This window comes from Thermogutta sp., assembly GCF_014359955.1.
In the GTDB taxonomy this organism is placed as follows: domain Bacteria; phylum Planctomycetota; class Planctomycetia; order Pirellulales; family Thermoguttaceae; genus Thermogutta.
Map to the genome: position 1 here is coordinate 1 of NZ_JACIYL010000003.1, position 25,143 is coordinate 25,143.

Below are 25,143 nucleotides of genomic sequence, written 5' to 3' on the forward strand. Positions count from 1 at the left end.
TCAAATTCCAAACTCGGCCCGCAGATGCTGGAGGAACTCGAGGATGTCTTCTTTCTTCGCATTTGGGCATTTGCGAAAGAATTCGCGCCAGGGTTTGCTCCAGTTCTCAGGTCCAGTGTGGATTCCGTCCGGCTTTAGCCTGTGTTTGCCATGCTCTAGTTCTATCACGTAGTCTTCAACATTGAGCCCTGCTTCTGCAAACCTATCCGCGAATTCCCTTGGGAGCAAGTGATGTTTTTCGATAACCCGGGCCGCCTCCGCCGCACGCCGGGCATCGTTAGCTTTGTCCAGACCTTTGAGAACAGCCGCAGCCTCGTCACCGTATTTTGCGACGTACCGCCCAAGCTTGCCACCCTTGCCAAGGGCATCGCCCCATACGGGAATCATCGAGGCCGCGGACAGCCCCGCCCCCGTCCAGTCCCCGCGGGCAGCAGAAATGCTCGCGTTCAATGCGTCGAACGGTTCGCCCACGCCAGGGATGGTCCCAGCTACATCCAACCCCGCTTGGTAATAGTCAAGATTCTGACCGAAGTAGTACCCGTAAAGACTGAAAAACTCTCGCGCTGCAGCCCAAAAGTCCCGCGCCCCGGCGCAATCACTCGTCCTGGTTCCCCGAAGCTCTTCTTGTCATCATGATAAGGTGCAACAAGGAGTCGATCTCTCGATCAACCTTCTCGCGTTGCTCTTCGGGCTGGCACATGAAATATATGTGCTCCAGCGAAGCAATGAAGCGCCGTAGGCCTTCGAGGACTGTGGAGCCGGCCGTCCGCTCAAGTGCGGAAGCAACACCTTCCACAGTAGTCTGCAGCTCGGTCAACGTGAGCTCGCCGCTACGGAAACGGTGACAAGCATCTTCAATCATCTTGACAAGTCGTGCGCTGTGCTCATCCACGAGAATTCCTCCCTTGCTAATCAGTGACGAATAACTGAAATGACGATGCCGTTTTCCAATACGACCTCTATGTTACCGAGAATCTTTCTTACTCGCGTCGTCAAACCAACTCCGCGGTCATGTGCAAGTCGGTCGGATCGTCCGGCTGGGCACAGCGAAGGATGATCCGCGCGCGAAACACCGCCGCTTGTGGCGCAGATCGTGCAAGCACGATGCCTTGCAGTTGGCGGGCCTCCTCTGGGGAAGGATAAATAATAGGGGCTCGAGCCATAGGAAGCACACCATGCAACAACGACAAAGCCACCGTGGTTTCCTGACAACTCGCTTCCCCATTACACCATCTCCACCATTTTAACCGAAACCCAAAAACTCTCTACACCAACCGGCGAACGTGTGAAACGGTGGACTCGGGATTTCCCCGGCGCCATTTTCGAGACTATCCTGACTGTTGTGAAAAACTTAACGAAAAGTGAGGATAAACCAGCCCAAGAAAAGACTTGACAAAGCAGCAACGAGCGGACACCATAGCACTTACGAGAATCGGCTCCCTGCGCGTTAGGCTGCGGATTCGGCGCCCGGAGGCCATACGCAGAAGCATGCTAAAATTAACATAGTCGCAGAGGAACCGAATACTTTTATTACCCATTGTTTGGGTGCCCGCGTGACCACTAACGCGATTGTCCCGGCGCTGATTGTTTTGGTCAAAGGTCGGCCGGCTGGGAGGCGATTTATCGGCCGGTGCTCGGCCCAGTTGGATGGATTGTCATTCTTAGTGGTGTACCAGACACCCGAGCAAAGTGCCCAAAGTCTAAGAGCCTGGCCGTCAAGGAAGCGCCCAACTGCAAGAAGTGGAGCGCTACGCCTGGGTTTGCTCCCGTAAATGCGAGCAATGGAAGGCCAAGCATCAGCAAATACGGTAGCCTGAAGTATGACGACTATTAATTCGCCGGAGTTAACCTCGCCCCGGGCTCGCGCGCGGGCACGGTTAGCTCAAGTTAGGTCTTCGTAGACAGAAATATGGATAAGACAATCAAACACTTACGGCCAGAAGTTCTTGACGGCGCACCAATTCGCTATGCCCCTGTCAACGAACTAGGAGTTGTTTTTCTCTTCGCGCACTTAGCAAAGAGGTGGCGTCTGCGTGTCGATTCAATACAGTCGGGCTTTCCTGACTGCATCGCATATCAGAAAACACAAGGACATGAAAAGAAAATACGTATTGAATTTGAATACCAATCAAAAAACTTCTTAACGCACGGTCATGATCCGAACAAATGCGATTGGATTGTTTGCTGGGAACATAACTGGCCAGATGTTCCAGGCCGCCTACATGTTGTCGAGCTTCGCCGAGAGTTTGGCTTGGGGTTCAACGTTTGGATCATGCCCACTAACGATCCATATAAAGAAGAGCTAGAACGAATCAATGTGTGTTCTTGGTGGAGCCTTCCTAGCCAATGTCACAAAGGCGACTTGATTTTATTCTATTTCACGCGACCGGAAAAATACATCGCGCATATCTTTACGGCTACAGACCGTGCACAAAAAGTTACTGCAGGATGGAAGACGGGTAAAGATTATATGGGTCCGATAAAACGCATATGCAGGCTTAAGGCGCCAATCTTCCTGGACGACATGAAAAATCATCGTATACTTTCAACCGCACATTTTGTTCGTTCTCGCATGCAGGGACGACCTAATGCTACAGAATATTGGCCTTATTTATATGATCTGATCGTAAGACGAAATCCATCGGTCAAGGCGAAGCTTGGTAAATATGCCCCAGAAAATATCTAAGATTCGGGGGAGCAAACGCATGCACTTTAACTGCGACTCCGCTGCGCTACATCGCGGCAGGTGGATGTCGTGTTTGTCCGGAGGAGCGAACGCCAGGGCTCGACGGCTATCGCGCGGCGGCCGCCCGGTGCGTTTCCGCGACCAGAATTCTTCCAAAATCGGTTTGATTCGCTCCCACAGGGCGTCGGGGATTTCCCAAATCACGCCCAACGGCTTTCGCTTCCGTGTTCGCCTTCTTCGTCGCTTCGCCATCCTCGGGTCTCCTTTCCTGAAAGGACCACAACACCCCAGATGGCTTAGACCCCAAATCTTCGTTTTGACGAAACGTCAGTTTTCGGACAGTTTCTTACTGCTTTTGTGAGAGCTTGGTTTCCACGGGGAATCGCAACAGCCGTTCTGCGGCCAATCAGCACGATCCGGTTTCCCGCAGCAAGCAGCATTGCCGCTGGCGGCGCATCGATCCGAGGAATTCCGGCCACCGCACGTGTCGCATTTGAAGCTGGATGCCAAGGCGGATCAACAGGTTTCACAGTCGCCCAGGGAAACGATTGCGGCCGGTTTCATACCATCGGGCAAGACGGGCGGGAGATATGCCTAGAAGGAATCCGAGGATCATTTTCTGGTTGATCCATGTGGTCCGCCATGGACCGAGCACTTGCCAACGGCGTCCTGATGTAATCACACTAGCAGGAGCAATCACGATTCGTCCCAGCCTGCGGAGGCGGCGGACCAGCTCGAAGTCTTCCATGATCGGCAAGTCGGCAAACCCGCCGAGGCTGTGGAAGGTTCGGGCTTTCAAGAAGAGTGTTTGGTCGCCATAAGGCAGTTGGAGTAATCGCGAGCGAAGACTGACACCCAACTCGATCCAGCGCAAAGCATGCTGGCGGCCGTCGATGCGGAGCTGGAATGCGCCGGCGACCGGTTCGGGCTGCACAATGCTTTTCGGGCGATCGAACACCCGGCGAACATGTCGGTCGAATCGCTTGGGCAGACGCGTGTCGGCATGGAGGAAAAGGAGGATTGAGCCGCTTGCCAACGCCGCCCCGGCATTCATCTGCAGGGCCCGACCAGGCGGTGAAAAGAAAACGCGGCATCCGGCCCTGTGGGCGATTTCCGCCGTCCCGTCGGTGCTTCCGCCGTCGACGACGATGGTCTCCACGTTCGCGCTGCCTTTCACGCTGAGCAGCGTCGGCAGAAGATATTCCGCCTCGTTCAGCGTGGGGATGATCACGGAGATCAACTCAGGCTGCCCGCTGTGGACAGACTGCTGCGTGCGGCGCCAGATGGCCAAGTCTTCCGGCCGATCTACGTCGGAGAGCATGGCAAGTTGGAACACGTTGAGAGAAAGTTCTCTGGCGCGGCGGAGCGTTTCTTTGCGAACCAGTTCGGTTCCCCAGGGAATAGCGTGGAACAATTGTGGTGCGGGACGTCGCATGCCGATCAGATAATACCCGCCGTCGGTGGCCGGTCCGAGAACCAGATCGCACTCTCCCAGGCGCTCGAACGCCTCGCCGAGCAGTTTGGGAGTGATTTCCGGGCAGTCGGTTCCGATGATCACTACACGTTCTGCTCCCTGGCGGAACGCTTCGGCGAAAGCCCGTTGCATGCGGTGGCCCAGATCGCCTGGCACTTGCGGGCGATAGGAAAATTCGCTACCGAAGTACTTGGCCATCTTTTCCGCGGTGCCGCCGGCGAAATAGACTTCGACCGCCACCGGCGAAACCTCGGCCAGGCGGCGAGCGGTATCCAGGGTTCGCCGCGTAAGTTGCGACGAAAGTGCAGCCGCGCCGTGGCGTCCCAGTGCAGGAATCAACCGGGTTTTCGCATTTCCCGGTTCGGGGAATCGAGTAAAGACGATCAAGCGTTGTTGCATCGTACGGCAATCAGCGTGCTTCAGGAATCCGTGCTCAGGAAAACTCCCTGGCCGAACAGACGGTACCACAGAACATGCTCCCAAGCAGCACCGCCTGCCAGTTGGCGGAACAGAAAACCCCATGGCTATCGCGGTCCACTACAGCTCGAGCCGAAGGCAAAACACGAGTAACAGCGGTGATGCTTAAGTCGCACGCGAACTTGAAGACTTTCCTTCAGTGTGCTGCCGAGATCGAAAGCTTCATCATCATCGACCAGGGTGCAAGCATACACCCGTACTCTTCCTTTCTTCTTCACAATCATCCGGCTGTAGGCGCACATGAATTTGCTGCGCTGCTCGGCGGTGGTATAGGTCCTCATGCACTTTTCCGTGATATGGGGAACATTGGCAATCGAGCCGGGAGGGAGAAAATCCGGGAATTTTACGATCGGCACGTCTGGCGGAAGACCAGCCTGGCGAAACAGCGGTTCGTAACCCCGGTCGATTGCGGCGGAGTCTTCGTCCGGCTTCATCAGACGGGCGATCGACACGGCAAAGCCTGCCGCGTGGAGCATCCCCAGCGTTTCCATCGCCATGCGGAAGTTTCCTTGGCCGCGGAACTGGTCGTGTTTATCCGGATCGGGATGATCAACACTGACGCGAAAGGAAAGCACATGCGGCTTCGCACGCAGCGCGACAATTTCCGGCAAACGTTTGCGCAACGGCTTCGTACCGTTGGTCAGCACCAGGCAGGGGAGATGGTCGAGGCTGAAGTCGAGAATCTCCAGGAACCAGCGATTCACAAACGGCTCGCCACCGGTAAAGGCCAACCGCTCGACACCGAGTTCCAGTGCCTCTGCGATGAACGGCTTCACGTCATCGAGGCTGATCGCTTCGATCCGCCGGTCCCCCGGCTTGGATCCTTCGTAGCAAAAGCGGCAGGCAAGATTGCAGTTGGTACCGGTGTGGAACCACAGCTCGGTCAATCGCTCGCTCTCGATGTAACCGCGGTATTGTCCATCGGGCGTAAGGAGCCAGTTCGGATCATCACTTTTCTCGCGCCGCGGAACTGTATCTCGGGCCGGCCTAGCAGCAATTGTCGGCCTCGGTGCAGGTGCTGCGTGCTTCGGTGGTGACATAATACGCTTGTCCTTTCGTTTCTCGCGGGTGACGGTGTACGGGACGGCTGCAATCGAAGGGGGCGGCTTCTTCCGGCGGTACAGGCTGGCGTGGCTCGATGAAGATGAAGCAATCCTTGTAGGGAGGTCTTTGCAGCAGCGCGAATGTCTTGTCGCACACAGCCATCCGCTCGCCGCGATAGTAAACGTGACCGTCGTCATCCTCCACCTTCTTGAACGGACCGCGGTAGATGACCGCCTGATTCCGCTCCAGGCACGGACTCTGCTTGCCCTTGTAAGCGACCAGCGTCAGCGAGCGGAATTCGATCCCTTCCACCGTGCGCCACGGCTCGGATTGCCGCGCCGCGATATGGATGCCGTAAAAACCGGCCTCCTGGAACGCCTTGAGGAATTGATCTTCGCGGAAAGCCCCCGAGATGCATCCCGACCACAGCTCCGCGTCGTTCTGCAAGTGTTCGGGCACATTTTCGTCGGAAACGATGTCGCTGATCGCCGCCCGGCCCCCAGGCTTCAGCACACGATAGATTTCCGCCAATAGTTGCCGGCGATCCTCAGGGCGAACCAGGTTGAGCACACAGTTGGAAACCACGCAATCGACCGACTCGTCCGGGATCATCGGTTGCTCGTGCCATAGGCGCTGCTCGATCTGGCGCAGGGTGATCCACTGCTCGGGCGTGTCGATCGCCAGGCCGCGCGTCTGCCGGGCAAGCAGCTCTAGATCAAGAGCCAGATCCTGGATCAATCCATAGCGGAACTCCACGTTGGCGTAGCCGAGCCATTCGGCCACCGTGTGGCGGTGGCGCCGTGCCAGCGCGAGCATCTCGGGATTGCAATCCACGCCGATCACGCGTCCCTGCGGGCCGACAACCTGCGCGAGAATATAGCAGGTCTTCCCGCTCCCGGATCCCAGGTCGAGCACGGTTTCGCCTTCCTGCACGTAGGGTGTCGGATCGCCGCAACCGTAGTCGCGCTGGAGAATTTCTTCAGGGATGATGTCGAGGTACTCCCGCCGGTAATCCACCGGACAGCAGAGGGCCGCTTCCGTCTGCCGGGCGGCGGCCGAATACCTCCTAGCCACCGCCGTTTCTTTGCCGTTGTCGTTTGAAAATCCTCTTGTGGTCATCGGTTCCTCTCTCCTGTTTCTTTTTTCTTTGCCAGCTAATGCACAGGGTCACGTTTCGGTTGCAAGAGCTTGGCGATCAAGGCCGTCCAACCGGTCTGATGCGAGGCTCCCACACCTCGCCCGCTGTCGCCGTGGAAATACTCGGAGAACAGCAAATAGTCGCGGAAATGCGGGTCGGTTTGCATCTGGGACTGGCGGCCGAACACCGGGCGGTACCCGCTCGGATCTCTTAGAAAGATCCGCGCAAGCCGTCGCGACAATTCGTCGGCCACTTCGTTGAGTGTCATCATGTTGCCCGAGCCTGTCGGGCACTCGACCCGGAACTCATCGCCATAATAGTGGTGGAATTTCTGAAGCGATTCAATGATCAGGTAGTTGACGGGAAACCAGATGGGACCCCGCCAATTCGAATTTCCGCCGAACATGTGGCTGGTGCTTTCGCTCGGATCGTAGCGAACCACGAGGGGCTCGCCGCCGCAGTCGAGTACGTGTCCGTCGCACACAAGTTCATAGGGATGTTCGCGGTGATGGCGGGACAGGGAGCGGATGCCGTAATTGGAGAGGAATTCCGCCGGATCGAGCATCCGCCGCAGCAGGCACTTCATGCGATGGCCGCGGAGCAGGGAAAGCAAGCGGCGCTGGCCGGAGCCTGGTTTGTCCCAGTGGGAAACCAGCCCGGCCAGGTCGGGACGGTACTTGAGGAACCAATCCAGCCGCCGCGCAAAACCCGGCAAGCGCTTGAGCAATTCGGGCTCGATTGTCTCGACGGCCAACAGTGGCGTAAGCCCTACCAGCGAGCGAAGTTTCAACGGCTGCATTCGGCCGTCGGGTAGGTGAAGCACATCGTAGTAGAATTCGTCGGTCTCATCCCAGAGACCGATTCCTTGGTCCCCAATGTTGTTCATCGCCTTGGCGATGTAGAGAAAATGCTCGAAGAACTTGGTCGCGATGTCCTCGTAAACGGGATTTTCCAGCGCCAATTCCAGAGCAATTCGCAGCATGTTCAGGCAGTACATCGCCATCCAGCTTGTACCGTCGGCCTGGTCCAAGTGCCCCCCATTGGCAAGAGGCACACGCCGGTCGATCACTCCGATATTGTCCAGTCCCAGGAATCCGCCCTGGAAGATATGCCGGTTGTCCTGGTCCTTGCGGTTGACCCACCAAGTGAAGTTTATTAGAAACTTATGGAAAATCCGTTCCAAGAATGCCCGATCGGCTTTTCCTGTCGCCTTGCGGTCGATCTGGTAGACGCGCCACGCGGCCCAGGCGTGCACCGGCGGGTTGGCCTCATCGAAGTTCCATTCGTAGGCAGGAATTTTGCCGCTGGGGTGCATATACCATTCCCGAGTGATTAGCACTAGCTGACACTTGGCAAACTCTGCGTCGATCAAGGCAAAAGGGATGCAGTGAAACGCCAGGTCCCAGGCCGCATACCAGGGGTATTCCCACTTGTCAGGCATGGAAATCACATCGGCGTTGTTCAGGTGCAGCCAGTCGGCGTTCCGGCCTTTGCGCCGTGAGGCGGGTGGCGCCGGTTGCGCCGGGTCGCCCTCGAGCCATCGGCGCACATCGTAGTAGTAGAACTGTGTGCTCCAAATCAAACCGGCAAACGCTTGCCGCTGGAGCTTCCTGGCGTCGCCGCTGGGAACACCTTCTTGAATCGCCGCGTAGAACTCGTCGGCCTCCCGACGCCGCAGAGCGAGCACTTCGTCGAAATGGTCGAAGCCGGCTTCCATCGGCGCCTTGGCGAGGCGAGCGCGGACGACAACCGAGCCACCCCCCGGCACGACAAAGCGATAGTGAGCCGCCGCCTTCGTTCCGCGATGGCGGGGATTGACCGCGGTTTTCTTGCCGCCGACCACGTAATCGTGGAAGGCGTCCTTGAAATACCCTTGGCGACTTCCCGTGCCGAAGAGGCGCTCCCGATTCGTGTCATTCTCGCAAAAGAGAAGTTCCGGATTTCCATCCAGGAAGAAGCGATAGCTCCCCAGAGTGGGATGTTCGGCAAGCAAGCTGCGTCCATCGCTGGCCAGACCCAGGGAAGGCTCGGCGCCATCGTTGTAGCCCCAGGACCACGTGTTGCGGAACCAGATCTGGGGCAGGATATGCAACTGTGCATCATCCTTGCCGCGGTTATATGCGGTCACACGCAGAAGGATGTCTTCCACATCTGCCTTGGCATACTCGACAAACACGTCGAAATAACGATTGGCCTGAAACACACCGGTGTCGAGCAGTTCCAGCTCTTCCTCGTGTCCGCTTCGCTGGGCGTTGGCTTCGCGGAGCTGGTCGTAGGGAAACGGGAGCTGCGGGTATTTGTAGAGCATTTTCAGATAGGAATGAGTTGGCGTTGCATCAAGGTAGTAATAGAGTTCTTTCACGTCTTCGCCGTGGTTTCCTTCCGCATTGGTCAAGCCGAAAAGGCGTTCTTTAAGAAACGGATCGCGGCCGTTCCACAAGGCCAGAGCTACACAGAGGCGTTGGCGATGGTCGCTCAGGCCGGCCAGCCCGTCCTCGCCCCAGCGGTAGGCGCGGCTCCGCGCCATCTCGTAAGGGAAATACTCCCACGCTTCGCCGTCTTCGCTGTAGTCCTCGCGCACCGTTCCCCACTGCCGCTCGCTGAGGTACGGTCCCCATTTGTGCCAAGGACGCCGGCCGGTTCGTGTTTCTTCCAGTCGTTGCAGTTCGGCATTCATGGGGTGAATCGTTCCTTTCGGGACGCTCCACGCAAGGAAACAAATGCAAATCTCATGGATCGGATTCTTTCCGCACTTCTCCGCTCAACGCGTCCATGCCAGCCATTTGCCGAACAACCACCTGACAAACGGCGTAAGCCGAGAGCGGTTGTATAGATCGCCCACCTTGCGGACCGCCTCGGCTTGCGTTGGATACGGATGAATGGTGGCGGCGATCTTTTTCAGTCCCAAACGGTGCGTCATCGCGAGGGTGATTTCCCCGATCGCATCGCCCGCGTTGGCCCCCACGATCGTCGCGCCCACAATTGTATCCGTTCCTTTCTTCGTGTAGACGCGGACGAATCCCTCGGCCTGGTCCTCAAGTACCGCGCGGTCCACCTGGTCCAATGGTTGCGTGTACGTGTCGATAGCGATGCCCTTGGTCTCGGCCTCTTGCGGTGTAAGCCCTACGTGAGCGATTTCGGGCGACGTGTAGGTGCACCAGGGAATCACCAGGGAGCTTGCTTTTCCGCGCCCGCCGAAAAGGGCGTTGCGGATGACGAGTCGCGCCATGAAATCGGCGGCGTGGGTGAACTTGTAGCGCGAGCACACGTCGCCGGCGGCAAAAATCCGGCGGTTCGTCGTTCTGAGGCAATCGTCCACGTGGACACCAGTTTTCGTGTCGTAGGCGACGCCGGCTGCCTCGAGGTTCAACGTTTCCACATTCGGCCATCGTCCGGCGGCAACCAGCAGCCGGTCGACAACTTGGTGGTACTTCTGCCCGTGCGATTCCAACTGAAGCAGAATTCCGTCGTGATTGCGGGAAAGCCGCACGCTGTGCGAGCAACAAAGGACGTGCACGCCGTCGCGAACCAGGGAATTCTTGACGATTTCGGCCGCGTCGCGATCCTCCCGCGGGAGAATGCCGTGAAGCGACTCGAGGAGAAACACCTCGGCGCCGAATCGGGCGAACGTTTGGGCAAGCTCACAACCAACGGGGCCGGCGCCGATCACACCGATCCGCCGGGGAAGCTCGGTTAGTGAGAAGACCGTCTCGTTGGTCAAGTATTCGACCTGCTCGATTCCGTCGATAGCTGGTGCTGCGGCCCGAGCGCCGGTGGCGATCAGCGCCTTGCGGAACCGGAGAGTGTGTCCGGCCACTTCAACGGCATCCGGTCCGCAGAACCGGCCCTGGCCGAAAAACACATCGACACCCAGCTTGCGGAGTCGCTCTGCGGAATCGTGGCGACTGAGTTCGGCGCGGAGCCTGCGCATCCGCTCCATCACGGCCTGGAAATCGGTGGTCCAGCCCTCGGGCACGTTCACGCCGAACGCGGCGGCATCGCGCACAGCGGCTGCAATCCGCGCGGCGCTGATGACAGCCTCTGACGGTACGCAGCCGTAGTTGAGGCAATCGCCGCCGAGAAACTGCCTCTCGACGAGGGCGACTTTGGCTCCCAGCCCGGCCGCTCCGACGGCAGCTACCAGGCCGACCGGACCACCGCCGACAACGACCAGATTGTAGCGTGGAGCAGGCGCGGGCGGGAGCCAGTGGCCCGGTTGGACGTTTTCCACCAGGGCCCGATTGTACGCGTCGTCAGGTACCATCCGTTGCTGCGATTCCCGGTTCATCAGTTTCTCCCTTGCCTGGATCGATGACGCTTCACTGTCGTTTGCCCCGGTAAACAGCGATGAAGTGCTTTGCCGCGGCAACCATGCGGTCGGGTTTTTATTGATGGTCGCATAAGTGTAGTGAACCCTTGCTTCCTCCCGAAAGGTGAGGAAAACCGCACTTCCCGCCTGTCGCCCTAGATCCACTACTTTTGCGAGGGTCTATAAGCTGGTCGATTGCTCTGCAGCGTTGTTGCAACTGTGCCCGATCAGCGAACCCCAGCGGGCGACTCGCCTGCCTGCGCAGGGAATTGTGTTATGTTTTCTTCGGGCGGTGAATGTTCGCCTACCGCTTCGGCCAATGCTCGCTTTGCTATGCGAGTGACCACAACCGTGGCAACTACGGTCATCACGAGTCCCACGGAAAAGAAGACCGACTGGAGCGTTCCACCTTTCGGTGCGCCGCTGGCAACCTCAGCCAGGCTTTTCAGGGCTGAGCCGAGATACATCAGCGTTCCGGGCAACATGCCAACCCATGAGGCAGGCACGTAGTGGCTCAATCGCACGCGGGTAAGGCCGAGAGCGTAGTTGAGCAGATTGAAGGGGATCACAGGCGATAGTCGCAGCAGGAGCACGATTTTCAAGCCATGCTCACCCACGGCACGATCGATGGCCCTGAATCGCCGATTGGCTGCAACCCACTCTTCGATCCGCCCTCGCAGCAGTGTCCGCCCGACGAGAAATGCCGCCGTGGCTCCAACGACACTGGCTATGGAAACGGTTATCGTGCCGCGCACCACGCCGAAAAGCAGACCCGCTCCAAGCGTGAGGATCGAACCGGGGATGAACAACACGCAGGCCACCGCGTAAACAGCCGCCAGAAGCACCGGTCCCCACAGACCGATCGATTCGACGTACGCCAGCACTGCAGCCAGGAAATTTTTTACAGGCAGCAACGTAAGGGCCGTGAGAAGCGTTGCCGCAACCACTACGGCAATCAGCATCGACAGATAGGTCTTCCTATTCATTGTTCGTTCAAGCTCCAGTCGTAATCGAGGTAGGAGACCGAAAAGTTGCCCTCGGAGATGAGCCGTTTGGTCGGTTCGTCGGGCATATATTCGGCCAGGGTTGCCAGCGCACGCTGCGGAGTGGGGCCGAAATCCTCGCCGAACCACTTGAGAATGGCCGACACCCGCACTTGGCGATGAGCCAAGTCTACTTGCAGGTTCTTGTCGCGGGCGAAAAAGTCGCGCGTATTGTCGGCCAGTTGTTCTTCCAACTTTTCCGGAAGGTACGCTTCGTTGCGCAACCTCGGGCAGCCGACCGAGGCACAGACGATGGCGAAGTGGATCCGTGGTTCTCCCAGCTTCCGCAGGATCTTGTGTTCGATATCGTTGAGCGAGTACTTCTTTCCCGCCACCTGAAGCAGCAAGTCTTCCCAGATGTTGAAACCAAAAATCGCTATTGTGTGGTTGCGAATGCTGGTCGTCGGATAAACCTGGAGGATACCGTAGATGGTCAGGGCGTTATAGGCGTTGATCCAATAAGCAAGCCTGGCTTCTTTGCTTGTCTTCAGCGCCGGGTCGGCCTGGCCCAGGGTTTCCAGGTATTGCTCCAGCATCTGAACGTCGGCCGGAGATCTCTTCCAGGCTGCGTAGTTGACCATTCCGTGCTGGTCTACATACTTGCGCAACAGTTGGTCCCAGGCGGAATGATCGATTCGATCGAGCGGCACGCGCGTGGTGTTGGGAGCACTTTGGATAACGACTCGTTTTTGGCCGAGAAAACCGCTACCCTGCCCACAGCACGCCAGCCACGCCACCGAAAGCAACAACCCAACGATCGCAATTCCCAAAAGAAATTTTCGCATGATTATCGTTCCTCAAAAGTGGATGGGCTTGCCTGCCCGGGTTGATTTCCAGCCGAGCTTTCCGTTTCCGGCGGATTGGAGCCGCCTAGCGGGCTTTCGATTCGGAGCCAGCCGTTGGTTTCGACGAAGAACCCGCTGGCGGCGTACGCGACCCCGATCCCGGCACAGCAACACCTGGAACCGAAGCCTTCACCTCGTACCGCGACGGATTGGCCAGGAACTGCCGACGTTGATCCTCGGACGCAAACAAGTAGCGGAGCCCCTTGTGAACTACCGCGATCTCCGGCTTGCCGGGGACCGCCTTTCCCATTCCCACCTGGCACACGACACAATACCCTCCGTATGCCAGGTCGGCTTTCGCATAGCGTGCCGGCTCGGCGAGAAACATTTGTTGCGCTTCGTCGCTGGCGAAAAGGAACAACCGCCCCTCGTGGATGGCGGCATACCGAATCTGCCCGGCCACCCGCCTGCCGGTCTTGACAAAGGTGACCACGCACTCACCACCAAGGGCGGGCACGTACCTAGCTGGATCGGCATCGAACGTCGCCTTGGCTTCTGGGGTGGCGAACAAATACGTGTGACCGTCGTAAACGCTCCAATAGGCCGGGTCACCTCGAACCCACTTTCGTTGCACCGCGATGCTCACCGGACAATAGCCCTCCAGTGCCAGCGGTGCCTGCTGTCCGACTCGCCCACCCGATCCACTCGGCTGCGCGGTTTGCCTTGAGGAGCCGGGTGACCTGTAAATGCGGCTGTTGCTCTGAGCCAAAACCGTCGAGCTCCACAAAGCGGCCTGCAAACCGATTACGGTGCCGGCCGCAACAACAGTGGCGGAGAAAACACGTCGCATCATCATGTACTCCTGACAAAGTGAACCAACTCCCAGGTAAGTGCCGCAGTCGACCTGCGGTACCACGATTGACGCGGTACAATGCGGGAACTTACAGCAAAAAATGAGCAATCACTAAAGAATGCCCAAAATGGGCGCAAGCTGGTCGGGGTGAAAGTGCAGTCGGTCTAGAAACGTGCCGCCACGCCAGGGGCTGCCTTGGGCCTGATCGGCCACTGCACCTGGTGAACCGGTTTCAAAACAAACTCCGGTAACTGCCGGCAAGCCATTCGTCTTCTGCCCGAGGTGCTCGCCAACTCCGGTTCGGCTACCGAGGCTGGAGCCCGAGATACAAGATACCGGAGCGATGGGATGGTCTCCGTTCAGGGGTGCTCATCAGCGGCATCGCGCAGCGCCGCCTTGATCCGCTCGCGTGCTTGCTCCGATAAGGTGACGTCGAGCTGGTCGGCATTAGAAATCAGCCGCTCTGGATGTGACCGCAGCGCGCGGCGAAGAAGGCGCAAATCCCGGGCAAATCCCGCACACAGCCCGCACATCATCAAATGCATCCAAACGGCCCATCGCTGTCGCAAGGGGAGCTTGCGGTCCATTGCCTCGGATACCAATTGGGAAATCTCGCGGCAGCGAAGCATGCTCAACGCGACCTCGGCTGTTCGAACATCAGTTTCATGCACTGCGCAAGGTGCAAGCGCGCACGATGGAGAAGCACATACAGGTTTGACAGCGAAATACCCAGTTCCTTACAGATTTCTTCGCTCGTCATGTCGTCCATTTCCCGAAGTGTGAAGACATCGGCCTGGCGATGAGGCAGCCGTTCCAGGCAATCGCGAAAGGCCTGCCAGAATTCTTCGCGCTCGAGTGCCGATTCCGGCCGATGGGGAAGGAATCGAGGATCGCGCCGCCAATTGCCTTTCGTATCGAAGCACTCGTCCGTGGGGTCCCTTCCCCACTGACCACCGGTGGCAGCATCGGGCCGATTCCGCCGGCGGACGTAATCGATCCCCTTCCGCTTGCAAATACTCAACAGCCATGCACCTTCGGTGCCCTTACCAGAGTATTGATCCCTGGCGCCAAGAGCCGCCAGGAAAGTTTCCTGCACCACTTCCTCGGCCGCCTCCGGCTTTCGCAGGCGCGAGAGTGCAAACCTGTAAAGAGAGTCGCCATACTGGTCGACCCAATCGGCCGGATCAGCCAGACCGCCAAAAGGTAGCTCGGCATCTGGCATAGTGGTTCATCCAGGACAGGAGAGGCCACAGTTCACAGATGTGTCGTCCCATTTGGGCTTTACAGTTGCGTTTGACGGAAAGTGGGACCGGCCGCATGGCACTTCAGAGCCGGTTCGAGTGGTTTGTTCCATCTGGCATCGACGCGACGGGCCCGAATGATGGCTTTCCACGAGGTGCCAGGAGAAGAATTCTATCAAAGCAACCTGGCCTCGGCCAATACCCGGCTTGCTTTGCTTGGGCAACTCGCCGGAGGACCAACTCCCCTGGTTTTCCCGGCTGCCACACGACGAACACGCCATTGCGTCTCGACTTGCGTTTGCCATCCGGCGGCTGGGGTTTGCGAACCTATGCCGCCGGCATTGCTTGCGCGGGAGTGTCGCGCAACAATCATTGTCGATTGTCCCGCCGGTCGGTGCGACTGAAAAACCGTGTAAGAAATAGCTTACTGGCCCGTCACCAGGTTGGGGAAGCGATCAGCCCAATGGCAAGTAACGGAGGCATGAATAATGAGCCACGAAACCTCGCGTGATTTGCCGGCCGGGCGTGCCAACCCGGAGGTGAACTCGAAATTCCGTTTCACGGAGGACAGGTCCCGACGAGTGCTTTTCTGGGCCACGTTGCTTGCCGCCACTTTTTCTGCCCAATGCCTGGTTTCGCTCCAGGCCGAACCACCGGTGGCACGCTTCGCTCAATATCCAGCCGGGGGCCTGTTCGACCTTCGTAATGCCTCTATCCCAAGAGAAGACATTCTTCCCGGTGGTCCTCCCAAGGACGGCATTCCTGCGCTGACCGATCCGCCGGTAATCAGCGCGGAGAAAGCCACGTATCTAACCGCTGGCGACCGCGTGGCCGGTGTAAGGATCGGCGAACAGGCCCGAGCCTACCCGCTGAGAATTCTCACTTATCACGAAGTGGTGAATGACCACCTGGCGGGCGTTCCCATCGCTGTGACGTACTGCCCGTTGTGCGACTCGCTGGTGGTGTTCGATCGCCGCACGGATCTCGGGGTGCTGGAGTTCGGTGTTTCCGGTTTGCTTTACAACAGCAACGTACTGATGTATGACCGAGGTGGTCGGCCGGAAAGTCTCTGGTCCCAGATCGCAGCGCGCGGTGTTTCCGGACCGGGTGCAGGCAAGGAACTGAAAACACTGCCCGTGGTGCTGACCACCTGGGCCGACTGGCGGGCACGTTTCCCCCACACAACGGTACTTTCACCCAAGACGGGGCATGTGCGGGATTACGGCGTCAATCCCTATGCCCGGTATTTCGTTCGCGACGAGCTGATGTTTCCCGTTCGGCCACTCAGCAGGCGGCTGCCGTTGAAGACTCCGGTACTGGGCGTGTGGGTAGGCAATCAAGCGAGGGCTTATCCGCTGTCGGCTTTCGATCCGGCCGGTCAGACGCTCGAGCAGCAACTGGCCGGCAAGAAGTTTCAGCTCCGCTACGACGCGCACAACAAGACGGTGACGGTTTCGGAAGCGGCAGACGGCGTACACTGGATGTACTCGTTCTGGTTTGCCTGGTATGCCTTCCGGCCCCAGACGGAAGTGTTCCAACCCAGGCGATGATCCCGCCGGTACACTCATCGTATGTCTGCCACAATCAACGTTTGATCATCGGTATTCGGTCCATACTGGTATTGTCGGACGGCTTGCAGCACTTGGTCGGCCACCTGCGAGAACTCGCAATCCATCGTTGACTTGGCCACCTCGGTAAAACCGGCGAATCCGAGTTGCCGCTGCTGGGCATCGAAAACTTCGAGCACACCGTCGGTCAAAAAGAAAAGGCGATCTCCGCTCCTGAGGGCAACCGTGTCCTGGTGAAAGCCGTCGGCTTCGATCAAGCCCATGCCGATCAGCCCGTGCTGGCTCTTCAGACACTCAACCTCCCGAGTTTTCTGGCGGATGAGCAATGGGCTGGGGTGTCCCGCACCGCTCCATGTCAATTCCATGCGTTCCAGGTCGATCCGTGCGGCAACGAAGCTGAGCAGCAAGCCCGTCTCGCTGAAATACTCTCCCGTAAAACGTTCCAGCGAGCGCACTATCTCCACGGGATCGCGCCGGTAGAGGATTCCGTACCGCACTTCGCTGCTGATGCGCGTGGCCAGTAGTGCCGCGGCAACATCGTGGCCGGTCACATCGCACATTGTGATGTAGCAAGTTACCTGATCCGAAAAACGCACCTGGCAATAGTCCCCGCCGATTTGTTCCACAGGCACGTAGCGTACGTCGATCCATACCCGCTCATGTCGCACCGGACGAGGAAGCAAGCTGCGGTGGACGATTGCCGCAACGGCCAGCCGCTGCTGCTGCCTTTCGCGGAGTGCTTCTAGTTCCCGTTCCAGCTCGGCACAACGCCGTTGAAGCTGCTCAATTAGCGTTTGAGGGCGAGGGTCGGATTCCATCGCGTGTCTCCATCCGCTCCGGCGTTCTGCTTCGCCGGCCAATCGCATCCCTAACAAGCCAGGCGAAACACGGTCCGTACTCGACCCACGTGACCACATAATCGAAAAACTCGGCTCCACGATACGGTGTGCCGGCAACCGTCTGTTCGGGCCAGTGATAGCTGAGCCAAAAACGGAGATAGTACAGCATCACCAATCCGCTGACCAGCAACCACGCGCGGCTACGCGCGAACATCACCAGGGGCAATGCCCAGATCCAATACCAGGGGTTCTGTGTGGGAGAAAGCAGCCAGAACCAGGCGACGATCAGAAAAGCTGTGCGCAACCACTCCGTCTGATCCTCGGCAAAATGCGCCCGCCAAAGCAGCGCCGTGGTGATCATGAGAAGAATCGCTGTGGTCGCAAAGCGGGCCACAAGGAATGGGGCTTCCGACCGATCGATTCCCAGCCGTTGCGAAACCGCTGCCGTCAGATTTCTCCTCCAGGCTTCGGGCAAAACCGCAAACCATGCCGGCCGGCTGGACCTAACGTGCTCCGAGGGCCTGAGATTCTCCACAACCAGCATGAACAACAAGTCGTTCATTTCCCAGCGACGGAGAAATGCCGCCAGTCCCGGGGTTGGGGCCGGCTCGCAGCTTGCCGTACTTGTCGGCACGGGGAATGACCGCTCGCCAGCACTCGCCGCCGAAGCATCTGTACTGCTGGAAACAACCGCCTTTTCCCACCGCATCATGGGCCACAGCACGGCTGCCGTGGCCAGCACCAGCACGAGAATTGCCGCTAGTGCCCACCGCCAGCTCGTCGCACGAGCCCAGAGGGCCGCCAACAGCGGGGCCAATACGATCGGGTAAAGTTTCGCGCCCACTGCCAAAGCCCCCACCACGGCCGAGGACAGTACCCACCAGGCGGCCCGACGCTTCGTCCCGCCTCGAAACAACGGTCCTGCGGCCAGATACAAGGCGAGCATCGTAAGCAGCACAGCCAGGGAATCGAGGTGACCGGTGTTGGCGATCTCCTTGATGACCAAAGGGCACCAGCCATAAGCGACGCTCCAGCCGATGTGTTTACCTGCTGCCCGCAGCAAGGCAATGATCACCAGAAGCGTAGCCAGATCAAGCAGTACGAAGACGGCTTTCATTCGCGAGATGCGGCCGAACACGCTTGCTCGATCGGGCGTAAGCAGCACAGCGATCGCAAATATGGCCTGACTTGCCGGCGGATAGATGGTCGACAGTTCGCCGTAGTGAACGCGGGAAAGAATCGTATGCACCGTCGGATTGGATAGTTCCAGCCGTTTCAGGCGGTGTAAGTCCCGGGGAAGATCGTCCTCCAAAGCGGCCGAAAGCACCTGCTGAGGGCTGTAGCGATACGGGCTGATGCCCTGGACGAGCACAGTACCATCCCAGATGTAGCGGTAGATGTCGATTTCCTGAATTGGCCAGGAAACGAAGACGACGGCGCGGAAAAGCAGGCTCGCCAGCACGATTCCCATCGCAAGGCGCGCACTTTCCCGAATTTTCAGCACCACAGCAAGAGCAATCCAGTAGCAGAGAAACGCCACGCCAAAAAGCCCGAGCACCACCAGGATCGGACGTTCCACGGACCGTGTGCCGGGAGCGAAGCGCGGGCTTAGCACTGCGATCGCGGCATAAGCAAGTGTTTGAACGACTACCAGAGCGACAACAGTTACCTGGGGTGAAATCTTCCGCAACGGTTCCACCGCTTTTGCATCTCGAACGGTCACAGAGTATTCCCGCCGGGAAAGTGCAAGACAATCGGTTTCCAGGGCAACAGACGGTACTTGACGATCGTGTAGAGGATCTTCAAACCTGCTTGGAATGATCCCCAGACCGTTCCGCTGATTTTGCTTGTGCCGATGCGGCATCGGTACGGCACGGGTATCTCGACGATTCGCAATCCCGCGCGGACAGCCTTGATCTGCATTTCGATCGTCCATCCGAAGTTGCGGTCCGACATCCCCAGAGTGCACAAGGCACCATAGTCGATCGCCCGAAATGGTCCCAAATCGGTGTAGTCGGCCGCAAACAGGTATCGCATCAAGAAGCAAGCGAGCCGGTTCCCGAACACACTCTGAAACGGCATGGCGCCCGCTTCCCGACGACCCAGCAGCCGGGAGCCGAGCACAAAATCGGCCTTGCCGGCAAGGATTGGCTCGACGAGCTTCGGTAGCAGTTCCGGGTGATCACTGTAGTCGGCGTCGAGGAAGACGACTGCCCGCGGCGGAGCTTCACCCGCCTCGATCAACTCCCCGATAGCAGCCAAACCTCGCAGACATGCTGCTCCATACCCCCGCGCCGGCTCGTGGACCACTGTGGCTCCGTGGGCGAAAGCCACCGCCGCGGTCCGATCGTGCGATCCGTTGTTCACTACAATCACCCTGCCTACCGCGGGAAGATCCTTCAGCACCAGCGGAAGCGAACCTTCCTCGTTCAAGGCAGGGATTATTACCGTCACTTCTTCGAGCATGGGGAATTGCCGTGTGGTTTAATGCTACAGCACAAAGTTGGTGGACTTACCCAATTCATGCACAATATGTTAGGCAATCACCCCCGGAGCGACCACAATGTGTTGGGCCAGCGAGGCCCCTCTGCGCTTAGAATCTGCGAACTCTCCTTTTTCGCACATCGCTGCTGTGAACGTCAGACAGCTTGCCTGATCATACTTTTTCAGTCCCCCGCAGCGCTTTGGGACGCTCGTACGCGGCATGGTTGCTCCCCGCAGGGCTACTGAGGCCGTGCCTACTCGGCGGACAACCAAGACTGCGGGCTGCCAGCCGTCGCCCTGTGCGTCAGGACCGGTGCAACTATCTGTAGCCCCCACACCATGCCAGGTGGATTGCCGGAGAGCATTTGTATCGCTGCCAGTGAGCCTTTGCGAGGACAGCCTGGGGCCTTGATAGCAGCGTTCGCCTTTCGGAAACGAGGATTTGCGCCTGGTACTGACAACGAAAACAATGCCTTCCTGCCCCCGGCAGCCACATGCGGGGCAGCAACGAGTTGACGGTCTAGCGGTCCGTTTCTTACAGCGCCGAGCGAAATTTCACTTCGCCGCGCCGTAATTGCCAAGTCGGCCCGCTTTACCAGCCAAACCGACGCCAATGGTGCCACGACCACCTTCACCAGCGACGCCACCGGGCAGCTCACCGCCGCCGACTACGACTATCAAAGCGATGAAAGTTACCAGTACGACGCCAACGGCAACCGCGTTACCGCCAACGGCGGTACCTACACCACCGGCACCAACAACCGGCTTCTGTCCGACGGGACCTACCGCTATCTCTACGATGCCGAAGGCAACCGCACGTATCGCTTCATCGACGCCAATCAGAACGGCCAGCTCGACTCGGGCGACACGGACATCACCCAGTACACCTGGGACCACCGCAACCGGCTCACCAAGGTAGAGCACCGATCGAGCTACGCTGCGGCGGTCGATCATGTGGTCGAGTACGCCTACGACTATGCCAACCGCTGGGTCTACAAGCGGCTGGATGACGACGGCGACGGCCATGCCGAGCAGCGGCGGATCTTCATCTACGACGGCAACCAGATTGTTATGGATTTCTGGCGTACCAACTCGGGCGACATGCAGGTGGGCCACCTGCGGCAGCGCTACCTGTGGGGCCCGGCGGTGGATCAGATCCTGGCCGAGGAGGCGGTTGACGGCGGCACGGCCGACCTTGTACAGTGGACGCTGACGGACCACCTGAACACGGTCCGGGACATCGCGAAGTACGATCCGGGCAGCAACATGACCACCGTGGTCAACCACCTCATCTATGACGCCTTCGGCAAGGTGACGTCGGAGACTAATCCGGCGATCGATAGTCTCTTTTTATTCACGGGTAGACCGTTTGATAGTGACACCCAACTTCAAAACAACCTCAACCGCTGGTACGATGCCCGCGTCGGCCGCTGGCTGAGCGAGGACCCGATCGGATTTCACGGCGGCGATGGGAATTTGTATCGGTATGTGGGGAATTCTCCGACTACCTTTGTGGACTTTAAAGGGAATGAAAGCGAGGGGCCGCAAATCACCGGGCCCTGTTACATTTGGATCTTCGCTGGTCACTTTGGGTTACAAGCGATCGAGTTCATCAATCAGCACGCGGTTCCAAATGACGCCGTAGTGACCAGATGCGGGAACTATGTTGGTATTGTCTCTTGTTTTTCTTCACAATATCAGCACGGTACGATCCCACAGCGGCACAAAATCCCCGACTTCCCGGAATGGCGCCGGCTCCTGAGTGAGCAGAAGGCGTTTGAGGGGCTACGCAATGCAATTAACAAAGCGAAAGAGTTTCAGCGCAAACTGTGTGATAATCGCCGAAAGTGTTGCGACGACGGACGCCCCGAGCGTTACAAATGTGGGGCAGCCAATCAACGGTGTGATAGTGTGACGATACACGTGAAATGTGATGAGGCCATGGAGCGTCTAATGAACAATGGTATTGGGCCAAGTGGGAGACGCTACGAACTGCCAGCCCAGGCTAGAACGTTCTGCGGTCTGACACTGACGATGAATTGTCTAGGCGAGGGGCAGCGTTGATGCACGTTTTGAGCTACAACGAGTATGACGGGGTCGTGTCAGAAGTCGCTGTTGTCCTCACCAAAGTCGGGAGTGGAGGTTCTCATCAATGCTTAGTTTTAATGCCTGGTTCTTCGTGCTTGGCCTGTGGCTATACGGGGAGTGGACGGCTTGGCAGGAAGAATCTCTTTCCCTGCACGTCCTACAAATGACTGACGGATTCATGATCAACCGGGAGACGATATGGGACCAGTTATCTAGATATCACTTGTTTCCCCGTGCCGATGATGTTTTTATAGCCGGCGCGACGATTACGCCCGAGGCTTGGTCCCTCTTAAAGCGCCTACGCCTGCTCAGATATATAAAGATTCAGGACTGCACTTTCGAGGATGGAGTCGACGTTTCATTTGATCACTGGCGGTTTCTGGTGGACGTTGATATTATTAGGACGCGCCTCAACCGCAGATCGATTCGAAGCTTGGCGACACTTCCAGAGCTTAAGGGCATTTGTCTGTACGACGTTGGACTTTCAGGCCAATGGTTACGGGATTTAGGGAACGGGGTAAACATTGAAAGTTTGGTTGTTGGTGGAGACGCTATTACTGATGGGGACGTATGGCACCTAATTTCAGGTTGGAAAAATCTTCGTGAGTTGGGACTACCTGACACAAAAGTGACAGACAAAGTAGCGACATGCATCTCGCAATTACAACACCTTGAGGCGCTCGATCTATCGAACACAAGGATCACGGATAACACTTTAAGAGAGTTGCGCGGTCTTGAGCATCTCCGAGTGCTTAATCTGATAGACACCGCGGTTACCGACAATGGTATTGCCTATTTAGCTCACCACCGCGGGCTGGAGATGCTGCTTCTTGACAATACCAGAGTTACTGACCGCGTCTTGTCGTATTTAGAAACAATGAAATCGCTGCATGCTGTTTGGGTCACGGTCAACGGAACCAAAGTGAGTGCCGAGAAGTTTGCACGATGGGTAGCCAAGCGGGCAGAAGAGGAAGTTCGAGAAAAGGAATCCAAACAAAGGCTCAAAGGGTCCTTGATTTGGCTCAGCGGTGAATGTGATGAAATGCACCAGAAATGCACGCTTTCTGGCGTGGTCATTCTCGAAAATCGGTCTTCAACGCCTTGCCGGGTATGGTTGTCCGAGTTGCTTGTCATGGCCACGCTCCATGGTACGGCGGAGTATGACAGGAGACAATATGACGCACGTCGCGATTTGTTCCGTATAATTGACAACGTCTTAGGTTCAGATGCTGTCTTATACGCGAGATTACTGCTAGGTCCCCCCTTTGTATGGAAGGATATTGAGCCGCGAGGACATCTCACACTCCCGCTACGGTTCGAGGCCTCCGTGGATTGGATACCACGGTCTGAAGTAGAAACGATGGAGTTTGAGTTATCGTGTGACTGCCCCAGTGACACGCCTTTGGCCTGTTGCGATCGTGTGGTCGTTATCCGCGTGCCGCTTAAGGTTGTGTGGATCCGGAAGAATCGCCAGTGGGTGATGTATTCCGCGAGTATGGCTGATAAATCTGGAATGCCGAATATAGAGCACACGTTACACTAAATTGTGCAGCGATGAGTTACTGAATAAAGGTATTCTTTAAAACGGGGCACCTATGTGCCACACACAGAGACAACTGTGATCGTGAGTTGTCGGACATGATCGCAGGGTACTGTCGCGGGGGCGTAGAAACACAATAACTCGGCCGCTGGCTGAGCGAGGACCCGATCGGCTTTAACGGCGGCGATGGGAATTTGTATCGGTATGTGGGGATTGCCTTCAAGCCGCGAGGCTACTGCAAGCGTCCCAGTTGCACCGGGCCGAAAAGCCCCGAAGGCATCAACTTGGTGTCCGCCGTCAATTTGCGGATATTCGTGCGAGTTAGGCGTTTTTCCGCGGGCAGGGAAGCATCTCCGATAATCCGGTTCGGCCAGAAGTTCACAACCTCGATGCGCAAGCGATTCTTTCCCGCCCGGATCGCCCCGCTAATATCCACACGGAAAGGCGGCGCCCACACGATCCCACAGGAGCGACCATTGACGAAAACTTCCGCAAGCTCGCGGACCGATCCCAGATCAAGCCAAAGTTGGCATGTCCCCGTCGTCATCCAGGACTCCGGGACCTCGAACTCGTTCTCATATATGGCCGTGCCCGAATAATAACGGATGCCCGGTTCCGAGTGCTCCGTCCAACTGTCGAGCTTTTCAAAAATCACCGTGCCGGGACCGCCCCATTTGGGATCGAAGCTCACCCGCCAGGGCCCGGCGATCTTGGCGAGTGCGTTCCACTGCGGAAAGGCCGGACCTCTCTCCGCCGGATGGCGGGAAGTCGGCTCGCGAAAGATAACAAACCAGGAGCCGCAGGCTGCAAAATTGAGCGGAACGGATGTGCGGCCTTCATGCTCCGTGTACACTCGCGCGAATTGCCGTTCCCCGGTGACCGCGTTCCACAATTCGGGGGCTTTTCCGCTCACCCGGAATATGGCGGTAACCTGCTCCGGACGCGGATTGCGGTTCGCCACGAAATAGATATCCACTTCCCCGGCCCGGCGATGGATGTAGTCCAAATCCGACTCCGCATCTCCCCCCACAAACTCACAGTCTGGGGGAAGGCCGAGGGACTGGAGAACCTCACGTGCCGGTCGATCAGAAATGACTTTATCTTTATCCCAGAGTTCGGCCACCAGCCGTTGGTGCTCCGCCTCATCGTCGCTGAGACTGGGACATTCTTTCGGCCTGGGTCCCACGATCACAGCACCGGCCTGCGCCAATTCTGCCACTTTGCGAAGTACAGGGAGAGAGATCACGCCGTGCGAGGGTAAAACCAGCAGCCGATAGCTCATCCCGTCAGGAAGGACGATGCGACCTGCCTCCACTCTCGCCCGTGTCAGCAGCGCTTCTGCCGTGATGACATCGTAATCATACCCGGGCAAGATTCCGGCCGGATCCGATCGCTTGTGCTGGGCAAAGTTGGGCACGTGATCGCCGTAATAGTAACAAACGTCTGCCACAAACAGCCCCTGCTGGAGCATGAACTGGCAGCGATTGATATAGTCGAAGAAGGGTTTGGACTTTGCCCACCAGGTGACGTTGGGGTTAAGGTGCGTCCCGGCAAAATACTGAAGTCCCGGCACG

Annotated in this window: 22 protein-coding genes; 4 read left to right on the top strand and 18 right to left on the bottom strand. The window is 57.8% G+C overall.

The window, feature by feature from the left end; translation table 11 throughout:
• From H5U08_RS00190 to H5U08_RS00200, 3 genes are all read right to left on the bottom strand, one after another.
• The gene (locus H5U08_RS00190) at nucleotides 1-471 is read right to left on the bottom strand and encodes a DUF2380 domain-containing protein (RefSeq protein ID WP_297028955.1); all 471 of its coding nucleotides are present in this window, start codon (nucleotides 469-471) and stop codon (nucleotides 1-3) included.
• A gap of 124 nt (nucleotides 472-595) precedes the next feature.
• Nucleotides 596-892, bottom strand: a complete 297-nt coding sequence (locus tag H5U08_RS00195) for a hypothetical protein (protein ID WP_297028956.1) — start codon at nucleotides 890-892, stop codon at nucleotides 596-598.
• Between the two features lie 100 nt (nucleotides 893-992).
• Nucleotides 993-1,163, bottom strand: coding sequence for a hypothetical protein (locus H5U08_RS00200; protein WP_297028957.1), 171 nt, complete (start codon nucleotides 1,161-1,163; stop codon nucleotides 993-995).
• A 746-nt stretch (nucleotides 1,164-1,909) separates the two neighbouring features.
• Here H5U08_RS00200 and H5U08_RS00205 point away from each other — a divergent pair.
• Nucleotides 1,910-2,686, top strand: coding sequence for a hypothetical protein (locus H5U08_RS00205; protein ID WP_297028958.1), 777 nt, complete (start codon nucleotides 1,910-1,912; stop codon nucleotides 2,684-2,686).
• Between the two features lie 526 nt (nucleotides 2,687-3,212).
• Here the strand turns inward: H5U08_RS00205 and H5U08_RS00210 are convergent.
• The 10 genes from H5U08_RS00210 to H5U08_RS00255 form a co-directional block, all read right to left on the bottom strand.
• Nucleotides 3,213-4,559: a TIGR04283 family arsenosugar biosynthesis glycosyltransferase gene (locus H5U08_RS00210; RefSeq protein WP_297028959.1), complete on the bottom strand. Its 1,347-nt coding sequence runs from the start codon at nucleotides 4,557-4,559 to the stop codon at nucleotides 3,213-3,215.
• Between the two features lie 125 nt (nucleotides 4,560-4,684).
• Nucleotides 4,685-5,677, bottom strand: a complete 993-nt coding sequence (locus tag H5U08_RS00215) for a radical SAM protein (protein ID WP_297028961.1) — start codon at nucleotides 5,675-5,677, stop codon at nucleotides 4,685-4,687.
• Entirely contained in the window at nucleotides 5,625-6,800 is a 1,176-nt protein-coding gene (locus H5U08_RS00220; protein ID WP_297028962.1) for a methyltransferase domain-containing protein, read from the bottom strand. Before H5U08_RS00220 ends, H5U08_RS00215 begins: the two co-directional genes overlap by 53 nt.
• A 35-nt stretch (nucleotides 6,801-6,835) precedes the next feature.
• Nucleotides 6,836-9,496, bottom strand: coding sequence for a glucosidase (locus H5U08_RS00225; RefSeq protein ID WP_297028964.1), 2,661 nt, complete (start codon nucleotides 9,494-9,496; stop codon nucleotides 6,836-6,838).
• An 84-nt stretch (nucleotides 9,497-9,580) separates the two neighbouring features.
• Nucleotides 9,581-11,107, bottom strand: coding sequence for a mercuric reductase (locus H5U08_RS00230; RefSeq protein WP_297028965.1), 1,527 nt, complete (start codon nucleotides 11,105-11,107; stop codon nucleotides 9,581-9,583).
• Nucleotides 11,108-11,355: 248 nt separating this feature from the next.
• On the bottom strand, nucleotides 11,356-12,114 hold the full coding sequence (locus H5U08_RS00235; protein WP_297028966.1) for a TVP38/TMEM64 family protein: 759 nt from the start codon (nucleotides 12,112-12,114) through the stop codon (nucleotides 11,356-11,358).
• On the bottom strand, nucleotides 12,111-12,956 hold the full coding sequence (locus tag H5U08_RS00240; RefSeq protein ID WP_297028968.1) for a DUF547 domain-containing protein: 846 nt from the start codon (nucleotides 12,954-12,956) through the stop codon (nucleotides 12,111-12,113). Before H5U08_RS00240 ends, H5U08_RS00235 begins: the two co-directional genes overlap by 4 nt.
• Before the next feature lie 85 nt (nucleotides 12,957-13,041).
• Nucleotides 13,042-13,812: a hypothetical protein gene (locus H5U08_RS00245; protein ID WP_297028969.1), complete on the bottom strand. Its 771-nt coding sequence runs from the start codon at nucleotides 13,810-13,812 to the stop codon at nucleotides 13,042-13,044.
• Between the two features lie 356 nt (nucleotides 13,813-14,168).
• Nucleotides 14,169-14,438, bottom strand: a complete 270-nt coding sequence (locus H5U08_RS00250; RefSeq protein WP_297028971.1) for a hypothetical protein — start codon at nucleotides 14,436-14,438, stop codon at nucleotides 14,169-14,171.
• Between the two features lie 2 nt (nucleotides 14,439-14,440).
• On the bottom strand, nucleotides 14,441-15,031 hold the full coding sequence (locus H5U08_RS00255; protein ID WP_297028973.1) for a sigma-70 family RNA polymerase sigma factor: 591 nt from the start codon (nucleotides 15,029-15,031) through the stop codon (nucleotides 14,441-14,443).
• 507 nt (nucleotides 15,032-15,538) lie between these two features.
• On the opposite strand from H5U08_RS00255, the gene H5U08_RS00260 reads away from it, so the two are divergent.
• Nucleotides 15,539-16,600, top strand: a complete 1,062-nt coding sequence (locus H5U08_RS00260; protein WP_297028975.1) for a DUF3179 domain-containing protein — start codon at nucleotides 15,539-15,541, stop codon at nucleotides 16,598-16,600.
• A gap of 14 nt (nucleotides 16,601-16,614) precedes the next feature.
• On the opposite strand, the gene H5U08_RS00265 is transcribed toward H5U08_RS00260, so the two are convergent.
• The 4 genes from H5U08_RS00265 to H5U08_RS00280 form a co-directional block, all read right to left on the bottom strand.
• Nucleotides 16,615-17,436 (bottom strand): PP2C family protein-serine/threonine phosphatase, encoded by an 822-nt coding sequence (locus H5U08_RS00265; RefSeq protein ID WP_297028977.1) that lies wholly within the window; start codon nucleotides 17,434-17,436, stop codon nucleotides 16,615-16,617.
• The gene (locus H5U08_RS00270) at nucleotides 17,402-19,180 is read right to left on the bottom strand and encodes a hypothetical protein (RefSeq protein ID WP_297028979.1); all 1,779 of its coding nucleotides are present in this window, start codon (nucleotides 19,178-19,180) and stop codon (nucleotides 17,402-17,404) included. Before H5U08_RS00270 ends, H5U08_RS00265 begins: the two co-directional genes overlap by 35 nt.
• The gene (locus tag H5U08_RS00275) at nucleotides 19,177-19,923 is read right to left on the bottom strand and encodes a glycosyltransferase family 2 protein (RefSeq protein ID WP_297028981.1); all 747 of its coding nucleotides are present in this window, start codon (nucleotides 19,921-19,923) and stop codon (nucleotides 19,177-19,179) included. The genes H5U08_RS00270 and H5U08_RS00275 overlap by 4 nt, the downstream gene beginning before the upstream one ends.
• A gap of 573 nt (nucleotides 19,924-20,496) precedes the next feature.
• Nucleotides 20,497-20,895, bottom strand: coding sequence for a hypothetical protein (locus H5U08_RS00280; protein ID WP_297028983.1), 399 nt, complete (start codon nucleotides 20,893-20,895; stop codon nucleotides 20,497-20,499).
• Between H5U08_RS00280 and H5U08_RS00285 the strand changes: the two genes are divergently transcribed.
• Together H5U08_RS00285 and H5U08_RS00290 are read left to right on the top strand one after the other, a co-directional pair.
• Nucleotides 20,896-22,005, top strand: coding sequence for an RHS repeat-associated core domain-containing protein (locus H5U08_RS00285; protein ID WP_297028985.1), 1,110 nt, complete (start codon nucleotides 20,896-20,898; stop codon nucleotides 22,003-22,005).
• A gap of 88 nt (nucleotides 22,006-22,093) precedes the next feature.
• On the top strand, nucleotides 22,094-23,572 hold the full coding sequence (locus tag H5U08_RS00290; RefSeq protein WP_297028987.1) for a hypothetical protein: 1,479 nt from the start codon (nucleotides 22,094-22,096) through the stop codon (nucleotides 23,570-23,572).
• A 229-nt stretch (nucleotides 23,573-23,801) separates the two neighbouring features.
• Here the strand turns inward: H5U08_RS00290 and H5U08_RS00295 are convergent.
• A partial coding sequence (locus H5U08_RS00295) for a glycosyl hydrolase (RefSeq protein WP_297028988.1) occupies nucleotides 23,802-25,143 on the bottom strand: 1,342 nt, incomplete at its 5' end.

What these genes read in the sequence shown, in the direction of transcription:
- H5U08_RS00200 (WP_297028957.1), bottom strand. Translation starts at nt 1,163, where the DNA reads ATGGCTCGAGCCCCTATTATTTATCCTTCCCCAGAGGAGGCCCGCCAA.
- H5U08_RS00265 (WP_297028977.1), bottom strand. Translation starts at nt 17,436, where the DNA reads ATGGAATCCGACCCTCGCCCTCAAACGCTAATTGAGCAGCTTCAACGG.
- H5U08_RS00260 (WP_297028975.1), top strand. Translation starts at nt 15,539, where the DNA reads ATGAGCCACGAAACCTCGCGTGATTTGCCGGCCGGGCGTGCCAACCCG.
- H5U08_RS00205 (WP_297028958.1), top strand. Translation starts at nt 1,910, where the DNA reads ATGGATAAGACAATCAAACACTTACGGCCAGAAGTTCTTGACGGCGCA.
- H5U08_RS00245 (WP_297028969.1), bottom strand. Translation starts at nt 13,812, where the DNA reads ATGATGATGCGACGTGTTTTCTCCGCCACTGTTGTTGCGGCCGGCACC.
- H5U08_RS00230 (WP_297028965.1), bottom strand. Translation starts at nt 11,107, where the DNA reads ATGAACCGGGAATCGCAGCAACGGATGGTACCTGACGACGCGTACAAT.
- H5U08_RS00280 (WP_297028983.1), bottom strand. Translation starts at nt 20,895, where the DNA reads ATGATCGACCGCCGCAGCGTAGCTCGATCGGTGCTCTACCTTGGTGAG.
- H5U08_RS00275 (WP_297028981.1), bottom strand. Translation starts at nt 19,923, where the DNA reads ATGCTCGAAGAAGTGACGGTAATAATCCCTGCCTTGAACGAGGAAGGT.
- H5U08_RS00220 (WP_297028962.1), bottom strand. Translation starts at nt 6,800, where the DNA reads ATGACCACAAGAGGATTTTCAAACGACAACGGCAAAGAAACGGCGGTG.
- H5U08_RS00225 (WP_297028964.1), bottom strand. Translation starts at nt 9,496, where the DNA reads ATGAATGCCGAACTGCAACGACTGGAAGAAACACGAACCGGCCGGCGT.
- H5U08_RS00235 (WP_297028966.1), bottom strand. Translation starts at nt 12,114, where the DNA reads ATGAATAGGAAGACCTATCTGTCGATGCTGATTGCCGTAGTGGTTGCG.
- H5U08_RS00240 (WP_297028968.1), bottom strand. Translation starts at nt 12,956, where the DNA reads ATGCGAAAATTTCTTTTGGGAATTGCGATCGTTGGGTTGTTGCTTTCG.
- H5U08_RS00255 (WP_297028973.1), bottom strand. Translation starts at nt 15,031, where the DNA reads ATGCCAGATGCCGAGCTACCTTTTGGCGGTCTGGCTGATCCGGCCGAT.
- H5U08_RS00250 (WP_297028971.1), bottom strand. Translation starts at nt 14,438, where the DNA reads ATGCTTCGCTGCCGCGAGATTTCCCAATTGGTATCCGAGGCAATGGAC.
- H5U08_RS00210 (WP_297028959.1), bottom strand. Translation starts at nt 4,559, where the DNA reads ATGCAACAACGCTTGATCGTCTTTACTCGATTCCCCGAACCGGGAAAT.
- H5U08_RS00215 (WP_297028961.1), bottom strand. Translation starts at nt 5,677, where the DNA reads ATGTCACCACCGAAGCACGCAGCACCTGCACCGAGGCCGACAATTGCT.
- H5U08_RS00290 (WP_297028987.1), top strand. Translation starts at nt 22,094, where the DNA reads ATGCTTAGTTTTAATGCCTGGTTCTTCGTGCTTGGCCTGTGGCTATAC.